This is a genomic window from Anabaena sp. UHCC 0399 (assembly GCF_034931465.1).
Classification (GTDB): Bacteria; Cyanobacteriota; Cyanobacteriia; order Cyanobacteriales; family Nostocaceae; genus Trichormus; species Trichormus minutissimus.
In genome coordinates this window covers 25303-43174 of record NZ_JAYGGZ010000036.1, presented here as the reverse complement: position 1 = coordinate 43174, position 17872 = coordinate 25303, and the positions used below count along the sequence as shown (strand labels likewise).

Here is a 17872-nt window from a genome sequence, read left to right as displayed (position 1 = left end):
ATAGCCGCGAAAACGCTCCTAAAATGGCTTCCATTGTCCAGTTCTGACTCTGAAGCTCCCAGATCGTCACAATAATGTTCACTCCAATCACCAACCAGGGTAGAATTACTGCTGAATTCCGTCTGCGATAGACGCGGAGCGTCGCCTCCCGCCAAAAAGGGAAGGTACTGAAGAGACAAACAAGGTAGGACGCTCCTGCACTGGCGAACAAGCTTGTTTGAAGACGCGAAGGCAGGTTTGGGTATCCAAGCGCGATCGCCGTCAAACAAACTCCGAGCGCAAGATACAGGAAAGTAAACAAAGTAAATCGTTTCATTTTTTCTCTTTCCAATAAAGCTTATTCTCTGTACCACACACGCACACATTGAAAGCAATTGATTGCAAGACCCTGACTGATCATCACTGGGTGGAAAGCATTACTGGTCGTCACTCCGTAGACATCATCACTTGTGCCTTCAATCCGATCGGGTAGAACAACAGTTTCAACATTGATCACCTGTATCGTTGTACTTTCGATCCACTGATTTACAGCACTCACAACCTCCGAGAAAGATTCATACTCGGAAGGTCCGCCGAAGGGTCCCCGTTCAGTAATCCGAGGCGCGAAATCTTTGTACTGAATCATTTGATTTACTACCTTAAAACTGTAGAGTTGAGCATCAATTCAAGTAGTGGGCATCGTCCCCCATTTTTAAAGCCTTTCACGATAAAGCTTTGTGGGCAGTGCTAGCCCTACGAGATATATTCCAAAACCTAAGCCAACCTTGCCAGCAAACCGCTAAGAACAAAGGTAAAAGCATGAACGCTGATATGAGCTAACATTGCAGCCTCTAGCGAATATTGCCAAAAGAGCCAGCCAAACGCGATTCCCACAATCCCATTCAGTAACAACGCCCGAATAATTACAACTGGAGTGAGGGGAACGATCGCAGCAGTCGCTGGCAGGTGTAGTAGTCCAAATACCAACGCGGCTAGAACGATCGCACCCTGGTAAATCCCTTGACTTGGCAACGTAACACCTTGTTTTAGCCCTTTCCACGCGATCCAAACAAGCAGCGACATTAAACCCCAGCGCATCAAAATTTCCTCAGTGATGCCGCCATAGAACATTGCTGTGAGCAAATTCAACCAACTTGGCTCTGTATTATTGGCTGCCCGTAGCGCTTCAGGTAGGACAGGTTGCATCAACTGATCGAGCAACAAGAGAACGATCGCCGCCGCTGCACCCACACCCAAGCTCCACTTCATCTCAACGGCAAAAGATGGAGACTTAGCGGTGTGAAACACCCAATGATCAATCAAATGGGAGCTTAATCCAACACGATAGGCACAACCAATTCCGATCAGAATGCTGATTGCCAGTATAATTGAATACTGTAGTCCTTGCAGAAGCATTAAAATCCACAATGGAGGCACTTTTTCCAGTGTTTCTGGAGACAGTTTCGCTAACCGTTGCTCAATTAATGGAACCGACGTAATCGTAAGCATCACAATTCCCGCAATGCCCAACACAAATAGAATCCCAAATTGTTTCAAAACTGCCATTGATTTAATCTCCAGAGACATCAGCATACTGGGTAGACACAATGTCAAGATAAAGATTGCCACCTGGTGACTAGCGCCACCTTATCCTGAAGTATCATTGTGTTTCTCCTAAAATCAAATCTGGTTGTTCTCTCTTGGTTTGAAACGCCTCTATCATAAAATTTGGGTTCGATAACCACGCCGCTCCAAGCGGTCGGCAGCACGTTCGGCATCGCGACGATTGTAGTGAGTACTCACAAAAATCCATCTCCGATTGTCACGGCTGCGGTAATAAACCACAAACACTCGATAAGGAGACCGATCGTGACGATATCGATCGTGACGATATCGATCGTGACGATATCGATCGTGACGATATCGATCGTCGCGATTGTACTGAGCGATTGACATATTCCGCTCTCGATCAAGGTTCTGACCAATTTTTTCTGAATCTAGTGCCTGTGCCATAAAGGGCATATTTACTATGAATCCCGTACCCACCAGTGCTAGCAAAATTATCTTTTTCATGAGATTAGTTTGGAAGTTGAACGACTGGAGGCTTTGAGAGCGCTTTAGTCGAGTGATAGTCATGTCTGTGATTCTCCTTAATTAGTTTAATCTGCTGATTCAGGCGCACATTGCTCTACATTCCGCTCACAGGTAACAAACTTGTAAGTATCGAATATGAGCTTCGGCGCAAAATCAAACTCCGATCCCTCCTATCAGCCCGTGCTGGTGAACAACACCATCAACAGGAACGAGGGCAGGTTGAAAACGAAGTGGACGACGAGGCCGGGCCAGATCGATCCGCTGCGGCGGAAGACCTCGGCGGTGGCGAGACCAGCCACCACAGCAGCGGGAAAGATGTTGTTGATCCCATGCATGAGAGCGAAGATCACAGTGCTGCCCACGACCCCAACAAACGGGCCGTAGCGCAGCAGCGCGTTGGTGACGATGCCTCGGTAGAGCAGTTCCTCACCAAGGGGTGAGAAGACGGCAATGAACACCGTGCTCAAAACCAGAGACAGTAACCCGCCGCGAGCGCCATCTCCGTAAACATCCTGGACATTGTTCGTGTCCCCAGTGATCTGAACCCAGGCTAGGATCGCCAGACTCTTGAGCACGAAGGCAACCAGTCCTACTCCGACGCCGATCAGGAGCCAGCGTCCGGAGGTTCGACGCACGCCGAAGGCACTCAGGGAACGAATCCGCAGCCGCGCAGCCACCGCGAACGCGATCAGCGTGGCGACACCAGTCCATGCAGTTAAGATCAGGCCGTAGACCACGGGGTCAAGACTGAGTTGCTTGAACAGCGAGATGCCTCCGAACCCTACAATTAAATAGACAACGAGTCCGACGATAATCTCGGGCCAGCCCGGACGGGAGGTCTTGCTAGACCAAGCCGAGGACGCGGAAGGGGGCTTTCCCGACTCCCGCAAGTGATTTGAAGAAACACGAGGCATGATAATTGACTCCTTTTATCGGGTTGCTGACTTCAGTTGCTGATGGGTTCGGGATTTGCCGGGGTCACCAACGACCACTCCGATCGCTCTGGGAAACGAGTTTGGATACCCCGTCGCGTTTGAACACCTTGTAGGCGATCGCCAGAAACACGGGTACTGCAACCAGCACCGCTAGTGCCCCGTAGGTCGCGTGATACTCGCTGATTGTGAACAGAGCGGGTGAGGGCAAGGCACTTCCAGTGATGTTGAACAGGAGTGCCCCGCCGATGTTGTTCGCGAAGTGTACGCCGATGGCGAGTTCGGTGGTGCCGTCAATCAATGAGACCACAGTCCACACCAGACCCGGAACGAAGAAGTAGTTGGAAAAGACCGTGAGCCAGCCGCCTGCGGACACCTCCGGGTTAAGGAGGTGCGGCAGGGTGAATATCACGGCTGGCACGATCGCCAGAAAGACGCGGTTGCTCCAGATGAGGCTCGCACCCTGCACAACGTATCCGCGAAAGAAAAGCTCCTCAGTGGTCGTCTGAATCGCGGTAAGAACCAGTGCCAGCGGCACGAAGAGTGCGAGGGTTAAGAGGTCGGAGTTAAAGGAGAAGGTATCCGGGTAAAACAGATACTGCCCCAGCCCACCGATCAGGCAGTACGGCACGAACCACGCCACGAATCCATGACCGACCCGATGCCAGTTTATCCGCTCCTGCACCGTGACGAGTGTTCGGGGGTGGCGGCGGTGGACGAGGGAGACAGCGATAAGGACTCCCACGAAGAAGAACAAGAAACTCGTCATGACAAACAGGTAGTATTCCACGGGACTGAGCACTGAGGGGTCTGCCTGTCCGCCGAGCGCGAACGCGACGAGTACGCTGGCACCACTACCGACGACCAACCACGCAAAGAGGATGATCACCAGTCCCAAAACATACCGCCACCACCGATACTTCCCCCACCCGGCAGCCTCCACGTAAGTCGTGTCTTTCACTTCCGTTCCGATTTTCTGATGTCCTGTGATTGCTTTGATCCTCATCTTCGTCTCCTTTGCTCGTGCGTGTATGTATTGCTCGAATCGGGCTGCTCGAATTGGGCTGTAGTTGCCGTTGCGATTGTTTTTAGGGATCAACGGGATCACCGACGGCTCCGCCAGTGGCTACGCGCACAGCTTGGGCTATATGCCTGATGGGGTTGCCGATGGAGGCAGGATCGGCTCCCGACATGAGGGCGGTGCTGACATCTTCGCTAATGACGCGCAAAACTGCGGTGGTGACAGCCGCGTGCAACCGCACCTCAATATCATCAGATGGGCGGCGCAGGCGATCCGCGATGATCTCGACCAGTTCTCGCTCAATTCGATCGTGAGTCATTAACCAGGCGGCGCGAAGATCCGGCTCTTTTTCAGCCAGCACGGTCATCTTGATGACAGCCTCGTCGTAGGCTTGCTGCTCGACATCTTTGGTTCGGTTCGTTGCCCATTCAAGGAGGTGATCTTCAAGAGAGACTTCCCGAGGCCAGCGGCGCAGCACCGCCACACACTCCTCGACATCCTGCGCCAAGACCGGCTCAGCACAGCTTTCCTTGTTGCGGAAGTACCGCCAGAGGGTTCGCACCGAGATTCCAACCGCGCTTGCGATTTGTTCGCCGCTCGTGGCAGCAACACCGTGTTCCCAGAACAAACGCGCTGCCTCCCGCGAAATCTCCAGACGTACCCGCTGTTGCCGTTGTGCATTCATCCCCCCTGATTTGCGATCGCCTGATTTGTGATTGCTCATCGCGTTGCTGTCACCATCACTCGCCATAGCCGTCTTTCGTGCCATATTTGTCATTTAATGACATTTTGTCACTAAATGACATACCTCGCAAGAGATAGCTTTTGCAAATGATTTACACCGCGCTGCTGATTTCGGACTTGACCCCAGTTTTGATTACGAAAGCTCCTTGTTTGCTTACCGCGTTGTATAACTGCTGTTTGCAAATCGGTTGTCCGGTTATCCACTATCTATTCAGTATCTCTAAGTGGCAGCAGATCGCCTCAAACTTTGTATCAAGGTCGCTAGTCCATCCGCTTCAGCAATTTGCAATTTGTTAGCCTTACACGGTTGGGGAACGCTCCAGCGCAACTCGATCCCAATGTCCTAAATTGGCTGCTGCTTCATAGGTGCTTTGGAAAAAGGCAAGGAGCATTGCATCTGGATCGTCAGCTTGTCTCACGGCTTCATAGGGTAGGATAAACTCTTGCATTTGTGAGCTGTAAAAAGCTTCTCTGGGTTGGATTGGGTAATCTCGAAACCCTTCCGGCGCAGGATAAGCGTAAGCGTAAAAAACAGGCTCCACAATTGACCCACCCCCTGGCCAAAAGCCGCAGCTACTGACTTCGTGTGAATAGGCTTCTCGTGTGACCCAATCTGCCATATTGGGAACTCCCCCTGGGTGTTCTGGCGCACGACGACCAGAGAAACGAGTCACAGCAAGATCAAAGCTGCCCCAAAAAAAATGTACAGGGCTGGATTTACCAATAAACTGGGAACGGAATAAGGTCATGACCCGATCGACTTGCACAAGAATTCGCCAGAACCGTTGTGCATATTCCGGATCATAAGCTGCGTGTTGATAGTCCTGATCGAACGGGATTGGTTCTGACACTTCTTGCGGCATCGTCCAGATTTGGACTTCGATGCCGATGTCGCTCAATGTAGTTAGCACCATTTGGTAAAAATCTGCCACAGAGCGAGGAGCCAGTGCAATTCTTTTAGCGATGCCGTCGCTAGTGTCGATTTGTAGTTGATGGTCGAGAAAATCAAAGCTAATTTGAAAGTTACGAGTTCCGCAAGGGATTGAAGCAGTTGTTAGTCCACGCGGTGTGACATAAAGAGTAGATTGCCACCAGTGATTAAGTTTAGGTGCCAGTGCCAACCGGATTTTACCGATGACTTGCGTCCATAAATGGAGAGTTGCATAGGTATCCTGCCAAGCTGCTAAGGGCAAACTGGGCCAAACGCTGTCAATGGAAGTACTTTGATTAGAAACAGCCATGAAAATCACCCACATGAGAAGAATATGTTGAAGAAATGAGAAGGAAATCTAGATGAAATCAGAATCGCTATCAATAGTCTTTTCCCTGTTCATCTGCAAAACACCATAACCACTGCTCCCCCAATTCAGCCGAACTAACTACTGCATGATTGGTTGCTTCATAATGACGACGAGCGTGTTGATGCTTAGAAGAATCGCAGCACAGCATTTTGCCACAGGTTTGGCAAATCCGCAGGTGTACCCAGCGGCTATTTATTTTAATGCACTCTTCACAACGAAATACGGGATAGGCTGCTTTAGAAATCAGGTTTTCCACAGTTAGATTGTTGAGATGTTCGCAAGTCATAGTTTTTTGGTATCCCTGGTAGAAGACAACGGTGAACAGAATGATTGAGGCTGATGTGAAACCGGAAATTAATGTGATTTGAACTAAAAAATGAGATTTTAACTCATGATATGCTTCAGAAATGAGTATCCAGTTTATAGTTCACTTTTAATATTCGAGTTTTTTTACTAATAATGATTATCATTTAGAGCATAAAAAGACTGATAAAAGCGACGTTTGTATCAATACTTTGACTTGATTATCATTATTATTCAGCTACGATTTGAGGTTAGCGATCACTCAACAAAAGAGCGTTCGCTTGGACAATGAAATATTTGATTTTTACTCAGATATCTACTAAAACAACAGTTTTGAACCATAACATGGGTATTTGAACCATATTTTGAATTGAAAGTTTATAAGTGAGCAATTTTTTTAGAGATTTTTTGTGCAAGTTTTGCCCAATTGTGTTTTTTCAACTCATTCTTTATTTATGCTTCAGAATTTCAACTCTCTCTCATGTGTGAATGCAAAGTTAAATTTTGTGATTGGCGCAAAAGCCTGAATTTTCGTTAACTCTTTTCTAATTTATGGATCAAAATTTTTCTCAAATTATGATTCAAAGGACAATTAAGGTGTTCTACTGGATGCTTTAACGGAGCGAGGGCAGTGTCTTCTGTACAGTAGAGGTAACTTCTAGGAATCGATAGCGAGTAAAACTGCTTCAAGTCCAGCGTATCAATCAATGATTGATACGCTTGGGGCGATAATTGTGCGTAACTGGATTGAGCCATTTCGAGGTCAGCATCGTTGAGAAATGCTTCTCGCCACATCTCAAACGGCATCACCATCGTATGATCGTCCGATTCTCTAGCTAGGGAGTCAAATAACGCTTGATAATGCGGCGGAAGGCTATCTCTGAGGCTTTCACCATCATTGAGGCAATTTTGTTCCAACTTTTATCAAATCGGCAGCCTTTTCTCCAATCATAATTGCTGGTGCATTTGTGTTTCCTGTGATCATAGTTGGCATAATCGATGCATCAACAACTCGTAACCCTTCAATCCCCCGTACCTTGAGTTGAGGATCGACAACCGCCATTTGATCAATACCCATTTTGCACGTCCCAACAGGATGCCACGCTGTACCGCACGTTTGCCGAATATAATCTTCGATTGCTTTGTCGCTATGCACAGAACTCCCTGGAGCAATTTCCTCGCCCCGGAACTCATTAAACGCATCGGAGTACACAATTTGACGCAAAATTTTAAGTCCTTCAACCATCAGTTGCATATCAGATTCTTTCTGAAGATAGTTGACCTGAATTAACGGTGGGTCGAAGGGGGAGGAGGAACGTAGTCTTACGCTACCACGACTTTCAGGACGGGTGATGTAAAAGGAAAAGGTGAATCCCGGACCTTCACGTGCATAGGCAGGATCGACATATAAAATTGGAACAATTGTAAATTGCAAATTAGGCGCTGCATCTAAATCATTGTTGGTATGCAGAAATAACCCAGCCTCTCCCCCATTACTACTTGGCGCAAGGGGCACGTCCTGAGTAGACTGGTAGGCAATAACAGCAAGTGGGTGATCTTGAAGATTCTGCCCGACACCCGGCAAATCAACAACTACAGGAATGCCGGAAGCTCGCAGATGTTCTGCTGGTCCAATTCCAGAAAGCATGAGCAGTTTAGGAGAATCGAAGGCACCAGCACTCAAAATCACCTCGGAGTTGACCCTGATTTGATACTCCGTTCCGTTTTGAACATACACTACCCCTACTGCACGCTTTCCCTCAAAGAGTAAACGAGTCACCAATGCTCCTGTTTGAATGGTCAAGTTGGGGCGATCTTTAATCGGACGCAGAAATGCCACTGCTGTACTTTGGCGCTTGCCATCTTTCACGGTCACTTGGTAAAGTCCTGCACCTTCCTGCTGTACGCCATTAAAGTCGGGATTTTGCTCATAGCCCTGTGCGATCGCGGCTTCCACAAAGCGTTGCGACACTTTTGCAGGAGAGAGTGGATCTGTGATGCTAAGTGGTCCATCAACCCCGTGAAATAACGATGCTCCTCGCTGCTGGTTTTCCGATTTCTTGAAGTAAGCCAAGACATCCTGATAACTCCAACCAATATTACCTAATGCTTGCCAGCTATTGTAGTCACGTTCATTGCCTCGTATATAAATCATGCCATTAATCGAACTGCTGCCGCCCAAGACTTTACCGCGTGAAGATAAAATTTTGCGGTTATTTAAGTAAGGTTCCTCTTCAGTTAAGTATGCCCAGTCCACTTCCGAGCCTAAGAGTGTAGTAGGCCACAATGAGGGAACTTGAAATTCTGGCTTGGTATCAGGACCACCCGCTTCGAGCAGCAATACTTTAGTATTAGGGTCTTCTGTAAGACGGTTGGCAACAACGCAGCCTGCTGAACCGGCACCAATCACAATATAATCAAAAGCAGCACTGTGATGGTATGTAGTTGTCATGATTTCTCCTTTTCAGGTCATTGTTTGTTGAATGATGGCGACATTAGTGGGTTGGCGATCGCAAATTCTGCTGCTAGTCACGTCCTGCCACAATCATCTTTTCTGCTAAACTAACCGGGTTAGAAAACATGACCTCGTGACTACCGGGCATTTGTACAAGCCGAAATAGTCCCAAGCGGCTAGACATTCTGGGATGCCAACCCCAATCGCCTTGAGGAAGGACGTTGTCTTCGGTACAGTAGAGGTAGCTTTTGGGGATGGGCAGCGAGTAAAACTGCTTCAGGTCTAACTTGTCAAGCCACGGTTGATACGGTTGGGGCGATAATTGTGCGTAACTGGATCGAGCTAGTTCGAGGTCAGCGTCGTTGATAAACGCTTCTCGCCAAATCTCAAAAGGTAGCATCACCGTATGATCGCCCGATTGTCTCGCTAGCTGATCGGATAACGCTTGAGAGTGCGGTGGGGTGTTATCGTTAAGGCTTTCACCATCATTGAGGACAAAGGCATTGAAGAAGATGAGTTGTCGAATGCGTTGCCTTTGGCCGGCGAAGCCATCGCTGATTGCTTCAGCAACTTTGGCAATAATTGTCCCACTGAAACTATGTCCGACTAGAACGATATCGTTTAAGTCTTTACTCACAATGTAATCGACGATTGATTGCGTGCATTGAGCATGGTTGACGTTTTTGTTCACGCCTTTGCCATGTCCAGCGATCGTGGGCGCAAAAGCATGATGTCCCTTTGCTTCTAGTTGATCAATGACTGCCTGCCAAGCAGAACCATCATGCCAGGAGCCATGAACTAAGACAAAAGTTGACATAGAATCCTTCCTTGTAGATGTGATCTGAAAATCAAGCTCGTCTGTTCTCTCTTGAAATGGGTCAGTTTGCTGTGTATCCGCCATCGATCGTGATGTAACTGGCAGCATCAGAGCAAAGGAAAACAACAACTTGAGCGACTTCTTCTGCCTGAGCAATGCGACCCATCAGCACCATAGCTGTAACAGCATCAGCCGTCACGCCCAATTTTTCAAAGACACGATTAAGACCCTCAGTTGCAATGTTTCCAGGATTCACCGCGTTAATCCGGATGCCCTGCTTAGCATAATCCACTGCTGCCGATCTTCGCTGACGCTCGTTCGCGTAGCGTGTCGTAGACAAGACTCGCTAATGCTAGCCTGCGGCAACGCCAAGGGCGAACGCAAACGCAGCAGCACTTCGCTATCGCGTTAGTCCCATAACGGTATGTTTACTCGCGCTGTAAGGAGAGCCTCCTGGCAGTCCAAACAAACCTGCAAGTGAGGAGTTGTTAACAATTACGCCCGATTCTTGAGATAACATCTGCTGAATTTCATATCCCATGCACAGAAACAGTCCCCGGACGTTGATCTCCATGAGTTTGTCAAACTCCTCGATCGATTGTTCATGCAGGGGTTTCAAGAGTTCCTCATTGCCTACATTGTTGAAAGCACAATCGAGTCGTTCGTAGGTTACAACGGTCTTTTGCACTAATGCTTTGTTTCCTAAGATCGTGATCAATCATCCCTAGCAGTGAGATTTGCATGAATCAGACTGGTGCATAAATCGTTTCGTCTTCTTTGCGCCAAGCTGGATCAACTAGACAAACGAAAACAAGGGGTTCGTCGCCGTAGTTGTGAAGGAACTGGATGGCATTTGGAGGAATGTAAACCGCATCACCTGGTTCAACGCGACAAACTTCACTGTCGATCAACATTTCTCCAACACCGCTAATGATGTAATAAACCTCAGAAGTCTTTAGAGAATGGGGAATCGAAGTTTCGCCAACAGGCAAGATCGCATACGCCAAACTGTAACGCAAGTTGATGTCTTGTTTGTCAGGATGAAGCAGTTCGCGCAGAACAGTTCCATCTCCAGCGATAATTTCTTCACAGTCGTTTAGTTTTTGGATCAGCATAAGTTTAGGCTTGCAATTACACAATCGGAGCAAGTTCAAAATCTGTAAATTTTGGAGGAGAAATTTGCCTGTTCCACGCGCCGTTGAATTACGTACTGATGGGGCGAAATCCCCATCGTTCGCTTAAACAAACTTGCACACTAAGTCGGGCTGATGTTAACTACACTTGCCAGTTCGGCTAAGGATAAATCACGATTCAGATGAGCATGAATGTAATTGATCGCCTGCTGCGATCGCTGGAGGGGTTGTTGCAAGGAGCTGAAGTTCCCATGCAAGGGCAACTGCACTAGCACCGCCATGCTCAAGAGTAATATCTGATACACCCACAGTTGTTTCTGTGCGCGCCCAGTCACGTTGCCATTCAGCAAGTACAGCCATCCAGTTGATTGGAACTGCACCCGCCTGAACCATCCGGCGAACCGCCATATCATGAGCTTCCGCAGTAACACCGCCCGAAGCATCGGTAACGATGAATACTTCGTAACCCTCACCCAGCGCCTGGATTGCTGGCATTGCGAGACAGATCTCGGTGTAAAGTGCAGCAAGTATAAGTTGTTTGCGGCCACTTTTCTTTACTACATCTGTAACGTTTGGATCTTCCCAAGTATTGATGAAAGTGCGGTTGATCGGTTTTTGATCGGGAAAAACATCCTGTAGTCCCTTGATGATGTAACCCCCTCTTTCTTCAATGACTGTGGTCAGGATTGTGGGTACGTTAAATAACTTTGCCGATTTAGCAAGACCAATCACATTGTTAATGATCATCGTAGGTTCATGGCTGTTCAGGTTGGTGAACTGGTAAGGCTGGTGGTCAATCAGTACCAGGATGCTATCTTCTGGACGAAGCAGTCCTTCCAGTCCGATTTTTGGATTTTTAGACATCGCTATAAGTCTCCATTCAATGTTTACTTTTCAGACACGCCCTAGCGTGTGAGTCTGACTCAACGGGGTGAATCACACAGTTTTTTTACATTCTTCGCGCCACAGACTGGACATAACCAATCTTCCGGCAGATCCTCAAAAGCTGTTCCCGAAGCAATTCCAGACTGTGGTTAAGCGGGTTAAATACTGTCAGAGGGCAGCAACATCATGACATCTGCATGAGCTAACACGACATCGGGGTGGCGTTGAAGCGCCGTGTTATACTTCATGGCAAACTCATCGCCCGATTCATCGGGGCTGAGCAGTGTCCGAATGTCACTGTCAATCGCTTCAATTGCCTCTGGTGTAACAGATTCATCGGCATGAAGCAACTCATCGATTTGGATAATCAATTCTGAGAGTCGATGCAACCAGGCAAACTGCTCATGACCGATCGCCAGTTGTAGCAATTCACCTCCAGAAACGTGCCCTCGAACTTGCTCATAGGTAAGACGCTCAGTCTCTAGTAAAAGCTTGTGCAGATGTAGTAGTTTGATTCGTAACTGACTCAAGCGTTGATGTTGACTCATTTGATATTGAGATGGGTTAAGCATGAATCCGTCCCATCCTTCCTGCCTGGTAGTCGTCGATCGCCTGGGTAATTTCAGCTTCAGTGTTCATGACAAATGGCCCGTAGCGCACGACTGGTTCGTTAAGGGGTACACCTGCAATCAGCAGAAGATCTAGAGGACGCTGAGCATCAGCAGGGTTGGAGATCACCACATCTTCTCCATCTTGAGAAAAGAGCACCATCTGCCCATCATCACCAGGCGCTGGCTCTGTCCCAAACAACCCAGACCCCTCCAGTACATAGACAAAGGCGTTGTACTCTTTGGGTACAGGCTGGATCATCGTTGCCCCTGGTTGCAGTGTGAAGTGGAGGTAAGTTATCGGCGTGCGCGTCTGAATTACGGCTTTTGCCCCTAACGCTTCTCCCGCAATTACCCGCACCGTCACAGACTTATCTTCGGTTTGAGCTACCGGAATGTGAGCCGCTGGAATTTCCTGATAGCGGGGCGGCATCATTTTGTCTCGTTGTGGCAGATTGACCCATAGTTGAATGCCGTGGAGCCGTCCACCAGTTTGGGTAAACATTGACTCCGGCATCTCGGAATGCACGACCCCGGCACCTGCTGTCATCCACTGGACATCACCCGGATTTAGTAGCCCGGCGTGTCCCGCAGAATCTTTGTGTTCTAACCATCCATCCAAGACATAGCTGACGGTTTCAAAGCCCCGGTGCGGATGATCGGGTGCACCTTTTGCTTGTCCCGGCTTTACATTAATCGGCCCCAACTCGTCGAGGAGGAGAAACGGGTCAAATTCAGAGAAGCTACTTTTGGGAAAGGGCCGACGGACAAGAAATCCAGCCCCTTCGAGTGTTTCAACGCTGTTAATTACTCCGGCAACGGTTCGAGACGTTTGAGTGGGGACAGTCATAGAATTGCCTCTTTAGAACTAGACAAGTATGTGTATCATTTGAGCCTGACTCAACGGGGTGAATCACAGAGTTTTTTCACAGGACAGGAATCCGGCAGGTCACTAACCAATAAAGGTTAGATCGAGATCTTTATAGGGTATGTTGAAAAATTTTGTGCCTTAGAAAACTATCCCTGCTAGCGTTTATGCTCAGGATTTTTGAAGTCTGTCTTACAACCTGCATCCCAAACGTCAGGTTGGTTCCCGTGAGGAGGAATTCCTCCATTATCTTTGAGTAGTCTGGCGATATGCATACAGTTCCAAGCTAAAAAGGTGGTATTGCGATTGGTAAATTCGTTCTCCGGCCCTCCAGACCCTGGATCTAAATAGGAAGGCCCAGGGCCTACTTCGCCTAGCCAGCCTGCATCCGCTTGGGGAGGGATCGTATAGCCAATGTGCGATAGGGAAAACAAAATATTCATCGCACAATGTTTCACACCATCTTCATTCCCGGTAATGAGGGTTGCCCCAACCTTCCCATAATCTCTGTACTGACCTTTCTCATTCAAAAGATGAGTATATCCATACATTCGCTCTAAAACTCGACTACAAACAGAACTTTTTTCACCCAGCCATACTGAAGTACACAGCACTAAGATGTCAGTTGCATCAATTTCTTTCTGGATTTGGGGCCATTCATCTGTCTGCCACTCATCGGTTTGTGACATATCTAACCCTAGCCCCGCCGCTATCTCATAATCTACCGGTCGAATGACTTGAGTGGTTACCCCATTAGCCTCGAAAATAGCTTTGGCAATATTGATAACTCCCTGTGTATGGGATAACACTGGCGTTTTATTGAGTGTGCAATTTAAAAAAAGAGCTTTTAAATCACTATATTGTGCAGGGGCATTTTGGCACTGACGATCCGTGATTGTTTTGAGCTGTTGTGACATGGCTTCGACTCCTGTACAAAACAACATTCTGACTTATGCAGGTGATTTACCGACACCAGGGCTGACTGCATTCACTCGAATCTGGCGGTCTTTGAGATCGCGGGCGAGTCCATGGGTGAAACTGGCGATCACTCCTTTAGTCAATGCATAGACCGAGAGTCCGGCAACGGGGGTGAAATCACTAAGGTATCGTAGTCATAATCAAATGAGGGTTGACTAGAATCACCAAATCCTCGGCGATCGTAGGTAATTACTCGATATCCTGCATTCAGCAAAAACCTGCTTCTCCCAGGAATGTCCATTCAGTGGAAATCCATGAATCAGAACAATCGGTTGCCCTGTCCCCAAATCTTCGTAGTAGAGATCGATGGTTGCAGAGTTTTCTTGACCAACGGTAATGTAAGGCATGAGAGGTTTCTCCGTTGTAAATTGATGATGTGTTTTTGTCTGTTGCATCACAATCACCGTCTTAACAATGCTGCGTTAAGCAGCAGACTTCAGATAGGGCAAGCATCCATTGCCTACCATCGCTTCAGAACAACGAGAATCCTTCATTGTTGCCCGAGCGCGATCGCCGCGTTTGCCACCTCTAAGATTGCTTTATTTTTGGCTGACATTTGAATCTCTCCTCTGTTCAATTGGATGCTTTAAGCGATAACTTCGTTAAGCTTTCCTTCTCTACGAGAGGCTGCGCCCTAAGCGTAGCTATGCCGCAGGCTTTACGGAACGCTGCGCGTAGCTTGCTTCCCCGTAGGGGTACGCTAACGCTGTTGCTCTACCAATTCCCAATGTTTCTCCTATTCCAATCAACATTGACCTTCAGCACACAATCAAACTCCGATCCGTTTAGCAATTATTAACGCTGTAAAGCTGGTCTAATCTTCTGTAAACTTCAGCACAATTTTGCCCCGTGTTCCTCCCTGCTCTAGACGCTGATGTGCCAGAACGACCTGATCCCAAGAAAATACTGAATCAATCACTGGACGAAGCTGATGACGCTCGATGAGTTTTGTCAAAGCCTCTAATTTTGCTCGGTACTGGGGTGAAAAAACAAAATGAATCGTCAGATTCTTACCCCATGCTTCAAGAAGCGATTGCGGTATTGCAATGTCTACAATGCTTGTAAGCCTACCAAAGGGACGAATGATTTCTAAACTACGCTGAATTGTTTCTTTGCCGATCGTATCTAGAACTAAATCCACACCCAGTCCATTTGTTTCTTGACGAATGACTTCTACGTAATCTTCATTTTTGTAATCAATCACTCGATCTGCGCCCAGTTCTGTCACGAAATCTCGGTTTCTAGAACTACACGTCGCAAAAACGTATGCCCCGATCGCTTTGGCGAGTTGAACTGCGATCGAACCCACTCCACCCGCACCCGCATGGATGAGAACTGTTTCACCAACTTGTAGATTGCCCCTAGTCACTAGACAATCCCAAGCAGTTCCGCCTGCAAGCGGAAAAGAAGCTGCTTCAATGTGCGATAGATTTGCAGGCTTCAATGCAACAATCGCTGCATCAGCCACATGATACTGAGCGTAGCTACCAAATTCTCCAAAAATTTGCGGCGAGTAATATACGTTGTCTCCCACCTTGAAATCAGTCACAGCTTCGCCAATTGCCTCAATCACCCCTGAAACATCGACTCCAAGGATGGCAGGTAGTTGAACCAGTTCCTTGTAATCACCACGACGAGTTTGGTAATCGACAGGGTTAATCGAGGTTGCACAAACTCTGACTAACACCTGATTCGCCTTCAGTGTTGGTATGGGAACAGTTTGAATCTCAAACTTTTCAGCATCACCAAACGCAGTTAATACGGCTGCTTTCATAGATTCCATCTGTGCCAACTCTCCTTGATTTAGAATAAACAGTGACGGAATTTTGATACCACTCAGCGTAGGTAAGTTCTCCCTTTCAAGACGCAGCGTGGAACCGATCGTGCTGTCGAGGAACGCGCGGATCAACGTTGCTACCTCCTCCGCATGGGTCTCCAACGCGAAATGTCCGGCATCGAGCAGATGAATCTTTGCATCCGGGAGATCTCGCTGATAAGCGGCAGCACCAGCGGGCAGAAACGCCGGATCATGACGACCCCAGACGGCGAGAAGCGGCGGACGGTACTCACGAAAGTAGGACTGGAAGGCTGGATAGAGCGCGACGTTGCTGCGGTAATCGAGGATCAGATCGAGCTGGATCTCCTCCGCGCCCACTCGCCCCATGTAGGCGATGTCGAGTTCGTAGCCGTCGGGCGACAAAAGGTTTGGATCGGCTCCGATACCGTACTGCCAATTCCGGATTGTGTCTGGCGTGAGCGAGGAGCGGCAGGCTTCCCGATTCGCTGCGCTCGGTTCGCGCCAATAGGTCTCCCACGATCCCCATTCATCACTGAAACCCTCAAGGTAGGCGTTGCCGTTCTGCGAGATAATCGCAGATATCCGTTCAGGATGGCGCATTGCCAGACGCAGACCTACTGGCGCACCGTAGTCGAAGATGTAGAGTACGTATTGATCGAGCGACAAAGCATCGACGAAGCCCTCGATTACGTCGGCAAGGTGGTCGAACGTATAGTCGAACATCCCGCGTGGCGGTGCCTTAGTCTGTCCGAAACCAGGCAGATCCGGCGCGACGAGCCGAAAGCGATCGGCAAGCAGAGGGATCAGGTTGCGGAACATGTGGCTAGCGGTCGGAAAGCCGTGCAACAGCAGTATCACTGGCGCATTGCTTGACCCCGCCTCGCGGTAGAACACTTCGACATCGCCGGCCTGTCGAAACCCGTAGCGTATTTTCATCGTACAATTCTCTTTTTTGATTTTCTTCCGACTGAACTTCGACACTCAGATTTGGAATCTTGGACACCTTTCGCATACCCTACGATCGCCGCTCCTAAACCGCGAGAACCGCCCGTTACCAGTGCAACTTTGCCTGCAAGTGTTGTTATCTCGCACTGTCGTTCGACTACTGCGCTACAAACCCACCATCTACCATCAACATTTCACCTGTTATGAACGATGCTATGTCAGATGATAAAAACAGAACTGCATTTGCAACTTCAAGCGGTGTTCCAATTCGTCCGATCGGGTGAAGTCCTGTTATATAAGCTTTGACCTCATCCTGCCCACCTGTAGCTGCTTCAAACATATCTGTTTCGATTGACCCTGGTGCAACGGCATTAATGCGAATACCCGCTTTGGCATATTGGAGCGCGGCGGCTTTTGTTAAACCTACTACTGCATGTTTACTCGCGGTGTAGAGGGGTACGCCAGGAAGTGCAACGACTCCAGCCCCAGATGATGTATTGACGATTGCACCACTTCCCTGTTTCAACATCTGAGCAATTTCATATTTCATCGACAACCAAACGCCTTTGACATTGACGTTCATAATGCGATCGTATTCCGCTTCTGTTTGCTCAATCAATGAAGGATTTTCGCCGACCATTCCTGCATTATTAAAGGCAATATCTAACCGACCAAAAACGCCAACCGCTTTATCAACCATTGCTTTAACATCGGCTTCTTTCGTGACATCTGATTGCACAAAAAACGCCTCTCCGCCAGCTTCCTGAATCAATCGAACCGTTTCTTCACCTTCATCTATTCGACGACCCACTACCACCACCTTTGCCTGTTGTTTGGCATAAGCGATAACTTCGTTAAGCTTCGCTAACGCGGTTGCTCGACCGATGCCCGATGTTCCGCCAGTCACCAAAGCAACCTTGTCTTTCAGCATCATGATAGTTACCTCTTGTTGTGAATGGCTGTGTCACTTTGTCAAAAACTCAATGAGCAATACGTGTAGGGGCCAGCAAT

21 protein-coding genes and 1 pseudogene are annotated in these 17872 nt (G+C 48.3%); all 22 read right to left on the bottom strand.

The annotated features are described in order from the left end of the window. Window positions 1-753 precede the first annotated feature (753 nt). Window positions 754-1593: a CPBP family intramembrane glutamic endopeptidase gene (locus tag VB693_RS18885; protein WP_323267581.1), complete on the bottom strand. Its 840-nt coding sequence runs from the start codon at window positions 1591-1593 to the stop codon at window positions 754-756. Window positions 1594-1698: 105 nt separating this feature from the next. Further along, window positions 1699-2052, bottom strand: coding sequence for a hypothetical protein (locus tag VB693_RS18880; RefSeq protein ID WP_323267580.1), 354 nt, complete (start codon window positions 2050-2052; stop codon window positions 1699-1701). A 194-nt stretch (window positions 2053-2246) separates the two neighbouring features. Next, window positions 2247-2987, bottom strand: a complete 741-nt coding sequence (locus tag VB693_RS18875) for a CPBP family intramembrane glutamic endopeptidase (RefSeq protein WP_185569307.1) — start codon at window positions 2985-2987, stop codon at window positions 2247-2249. 64 nt (window positions 2988-3051) lie between these two features. After that, window positions 3052-4011, bottom strand: a complete 960-nt coding sequence (locus VB693_RS18870; protein WP_323267579.1) for a type II CAAX endopeptidase family protein — start codon at window positions 4009-4011, stop codon at window positions 3052-3054. A gap of 82 nt (window positions 4012-4093) precedes the next feature. Beyond that, entirely contained in the window at window positions 4094-4777 is a 684-nt protein-coding gene (locus VB693_RS18865) for a TetR/AcrR family transcriptional regulator (RefSeq protein WP_224311642.1), read from the bottom strand. A 292-nt stretch (window positions 4778-5069) separates the two neighbouring features. Beyond that, window positions 5070-6011 carry a DUF5996 family protein gene (locus VB693_RS18860; RefSeq protein ID WP_191762003.1) on the bottom strand — a complete coding sequence of 314 codons (942 nt, stop codon included), beginning with the start codon at window positions 6009-6011 and terminating at the stop codon, window positions 5070-5072. 70 nt (window positions 6012-6081) lie between these two features. After that, window positions 6082-6357 carry a UBP-type zinc finger domain-containing protein gene (locus VB693_RS18855; protein ID WP_096553044.1) on the bottom strand — a complete coding sequence of 92 codons (276 nt, stop codon included), beginning with the start codon at window positions 6355-6357 and terminating at the stop codon, window positions 6082-6084. Window positions 6358-6908: 551 nt separating this feature from the next. Next, window positions 6909-7292: a hypothetical protein gene (locus tag VB693_RS18850; protein ID WP_323267578.1), complete on the bottom strand. Its 384-nt coding sequence runs from the start codon at window positions 7290-7292 to the stop codon at window positions 6909-6911. Next, window positions 7270-8826 carry a GMC family oxidoreductase gene (locus VB693_RS18845; RefSeq protein ID WP_323267577.1) on the bottom strand — a complete coding sequence of 519 codons (1557 nt, stop codon included), beginning with the start codon at window positions 8824-8826 and terminating at the stop codon, window positions 7270-7272. The genes VB693_RS18850 and VB693_RS18845 overlap by 23 nt, the downstream gene beginning before the upstream one ends. Window positions 8827-8899: 73 nt before the next feature. Then, window positions 8900-9646: an alpha/beta fold hydrolase gene (locus tag VB693_RS18840; protein WP_191762005.1), complete on the bottom strand. Its 747-nt coding sequence runs from the start codon at window positions 9644-9646 to the stop codon at window positions 8900-8902. A 61-nt stretch (window positions 9647-9707) separates the two neighbouring features. Then, window positions 9708-10334: pseudogene (locus tag VB693_RS18835) on the bottom strand (SDR family oxidoreductase). Between the two features lie 58 nt (window positions 10335-10392). Beyond that, window positions 10393-10785 (bottom strand): cupin domain-containing protein, encoded by a 393-nt coding sequence (locus tag VB693_RS18830; RefSeq protein WP_323267576.1) that lies wholly within the window; start codon window positions 10783-10785, stop codon window positions 10393-10395. Window positions 10786-10950: 165 nt separating this feature from the next. Further along, window positions 10951-11643 (bottom strand): hydrolase, encoded by a 693-nt coding sequence (locus tag VB693_RS18825; RefSeq protein ID WP_191762006.1) that lies wholly within the window; start codon window positions 11641-11643, stop codon window positions 10951-10953. 59 nt (window positions 11644-11702) lie between these two features. Continuing rightward, window positions 11703-11801 (bottom strand): rubredoxin, encoded by a 99-nt coding sequence (locus tag VB693_RS18820; RefSeq protein WP_190946824.1) that lies wholly within the window; start codon window positions 11799-11801, stop codon window positions 11703-11705. A gap of 21 nt (window positions 11802-11822) precedes the next feature. Continuing rightward, window positions 11823-12236: a hypothetical protein gene (locus tag VB693_RS18815; RefSeq protein ID WP_323267575.1), complete on the bottom strand. Its 414-nt coding sequence runs from the start codon at window positions 12234-12236 to the stop codon at window positions 11823-11825. Next, window positions 12229-13122 (bottom strand): pirin family protein, encoded by an 894-nt coding sequence (locus tag VB693_RS18810; RefSeq protein ID WP_323267574.1) that lies wholly within the window; start codon window positions 13120-13122, stop codon window positions 12229-12231. Before VB693_RS18810 ends, VB693_RS18815 begins: the two co-directional genes overlap by 8 nt. Window positions 13123-13298: 176 nt before the next feature. Then, the gene (locus VB693_RS18805) at window positions 13299-14057 is read right to left on the bottom strand and encodes a flavodoxin family protein (protein ID WP_096553034.1); all 759 of its coding nucleotides are present in this window, start codon (window positions 14055-14057) and stop codon (window positions 13299-13301) included. Between the two features lie 33 nt (window positions 14058-14090). Then, window positions 14091-14189 (bottom strand): SDR family oxidoreductase, encoded by a 99-nt coding sequence (locus VB693_RS18800; protein WP_323267612.1) that lies wholly within the window; start codon window positions 14187-14189, stop codon window positions 14091-14093. A gap of 8 nt (window positions 14190-14197) precedes the next feature. Then, window positions 14198-14332: a hypothetical protein gene (locus tag VB693_RS18795; protein WP_323267573.1), complete on the bottom strand. Its 135-nt coding sequence runs from the start codon at window positions 14330-14332 to the stop codon at window positions 14198-14200. Then, window positions 14280-14465, bottom strand: a complete 186-nt coding sequence (locus VB693_RS18790; RefSeq protein ID WP_323267613.1) for a hypothetical protein — start codon at window positions 14463-14465, stop codon at window positions 14280-14282. Before VB693_RS18790 ends, VB693_RS18795 begins: the two co-directional genes overlap by 53 nt. 467 nt (window positions 14466-14932) lie before the next feature. Continuing rightward, entirely contained in the window at window positions 14933-16852 is a 1920-nt protein-coding gene (locus VB693_RS18785; RefSeq protein ID WP_323267572.1) for an alpha/beta fold hydrolase, read from the bottom strand. Between the two features lie 166 nt (window positions 16853-17018). Continuing rightward, window positions 17019-17795 carry an SDR family oxidoreductase gene (locus VB693_RS18780; protein ID WP_323267571.1) on the bottom strand — a complete coding sequence of 259 codons (777 nt, stop codon included), beginning with the start codon at window positions 17793-17795 and terminating at the stop codon, window positions 17019-17021. Between the last annotated feature and the right edge of the window lie 77 nt (window positions 17796-17872).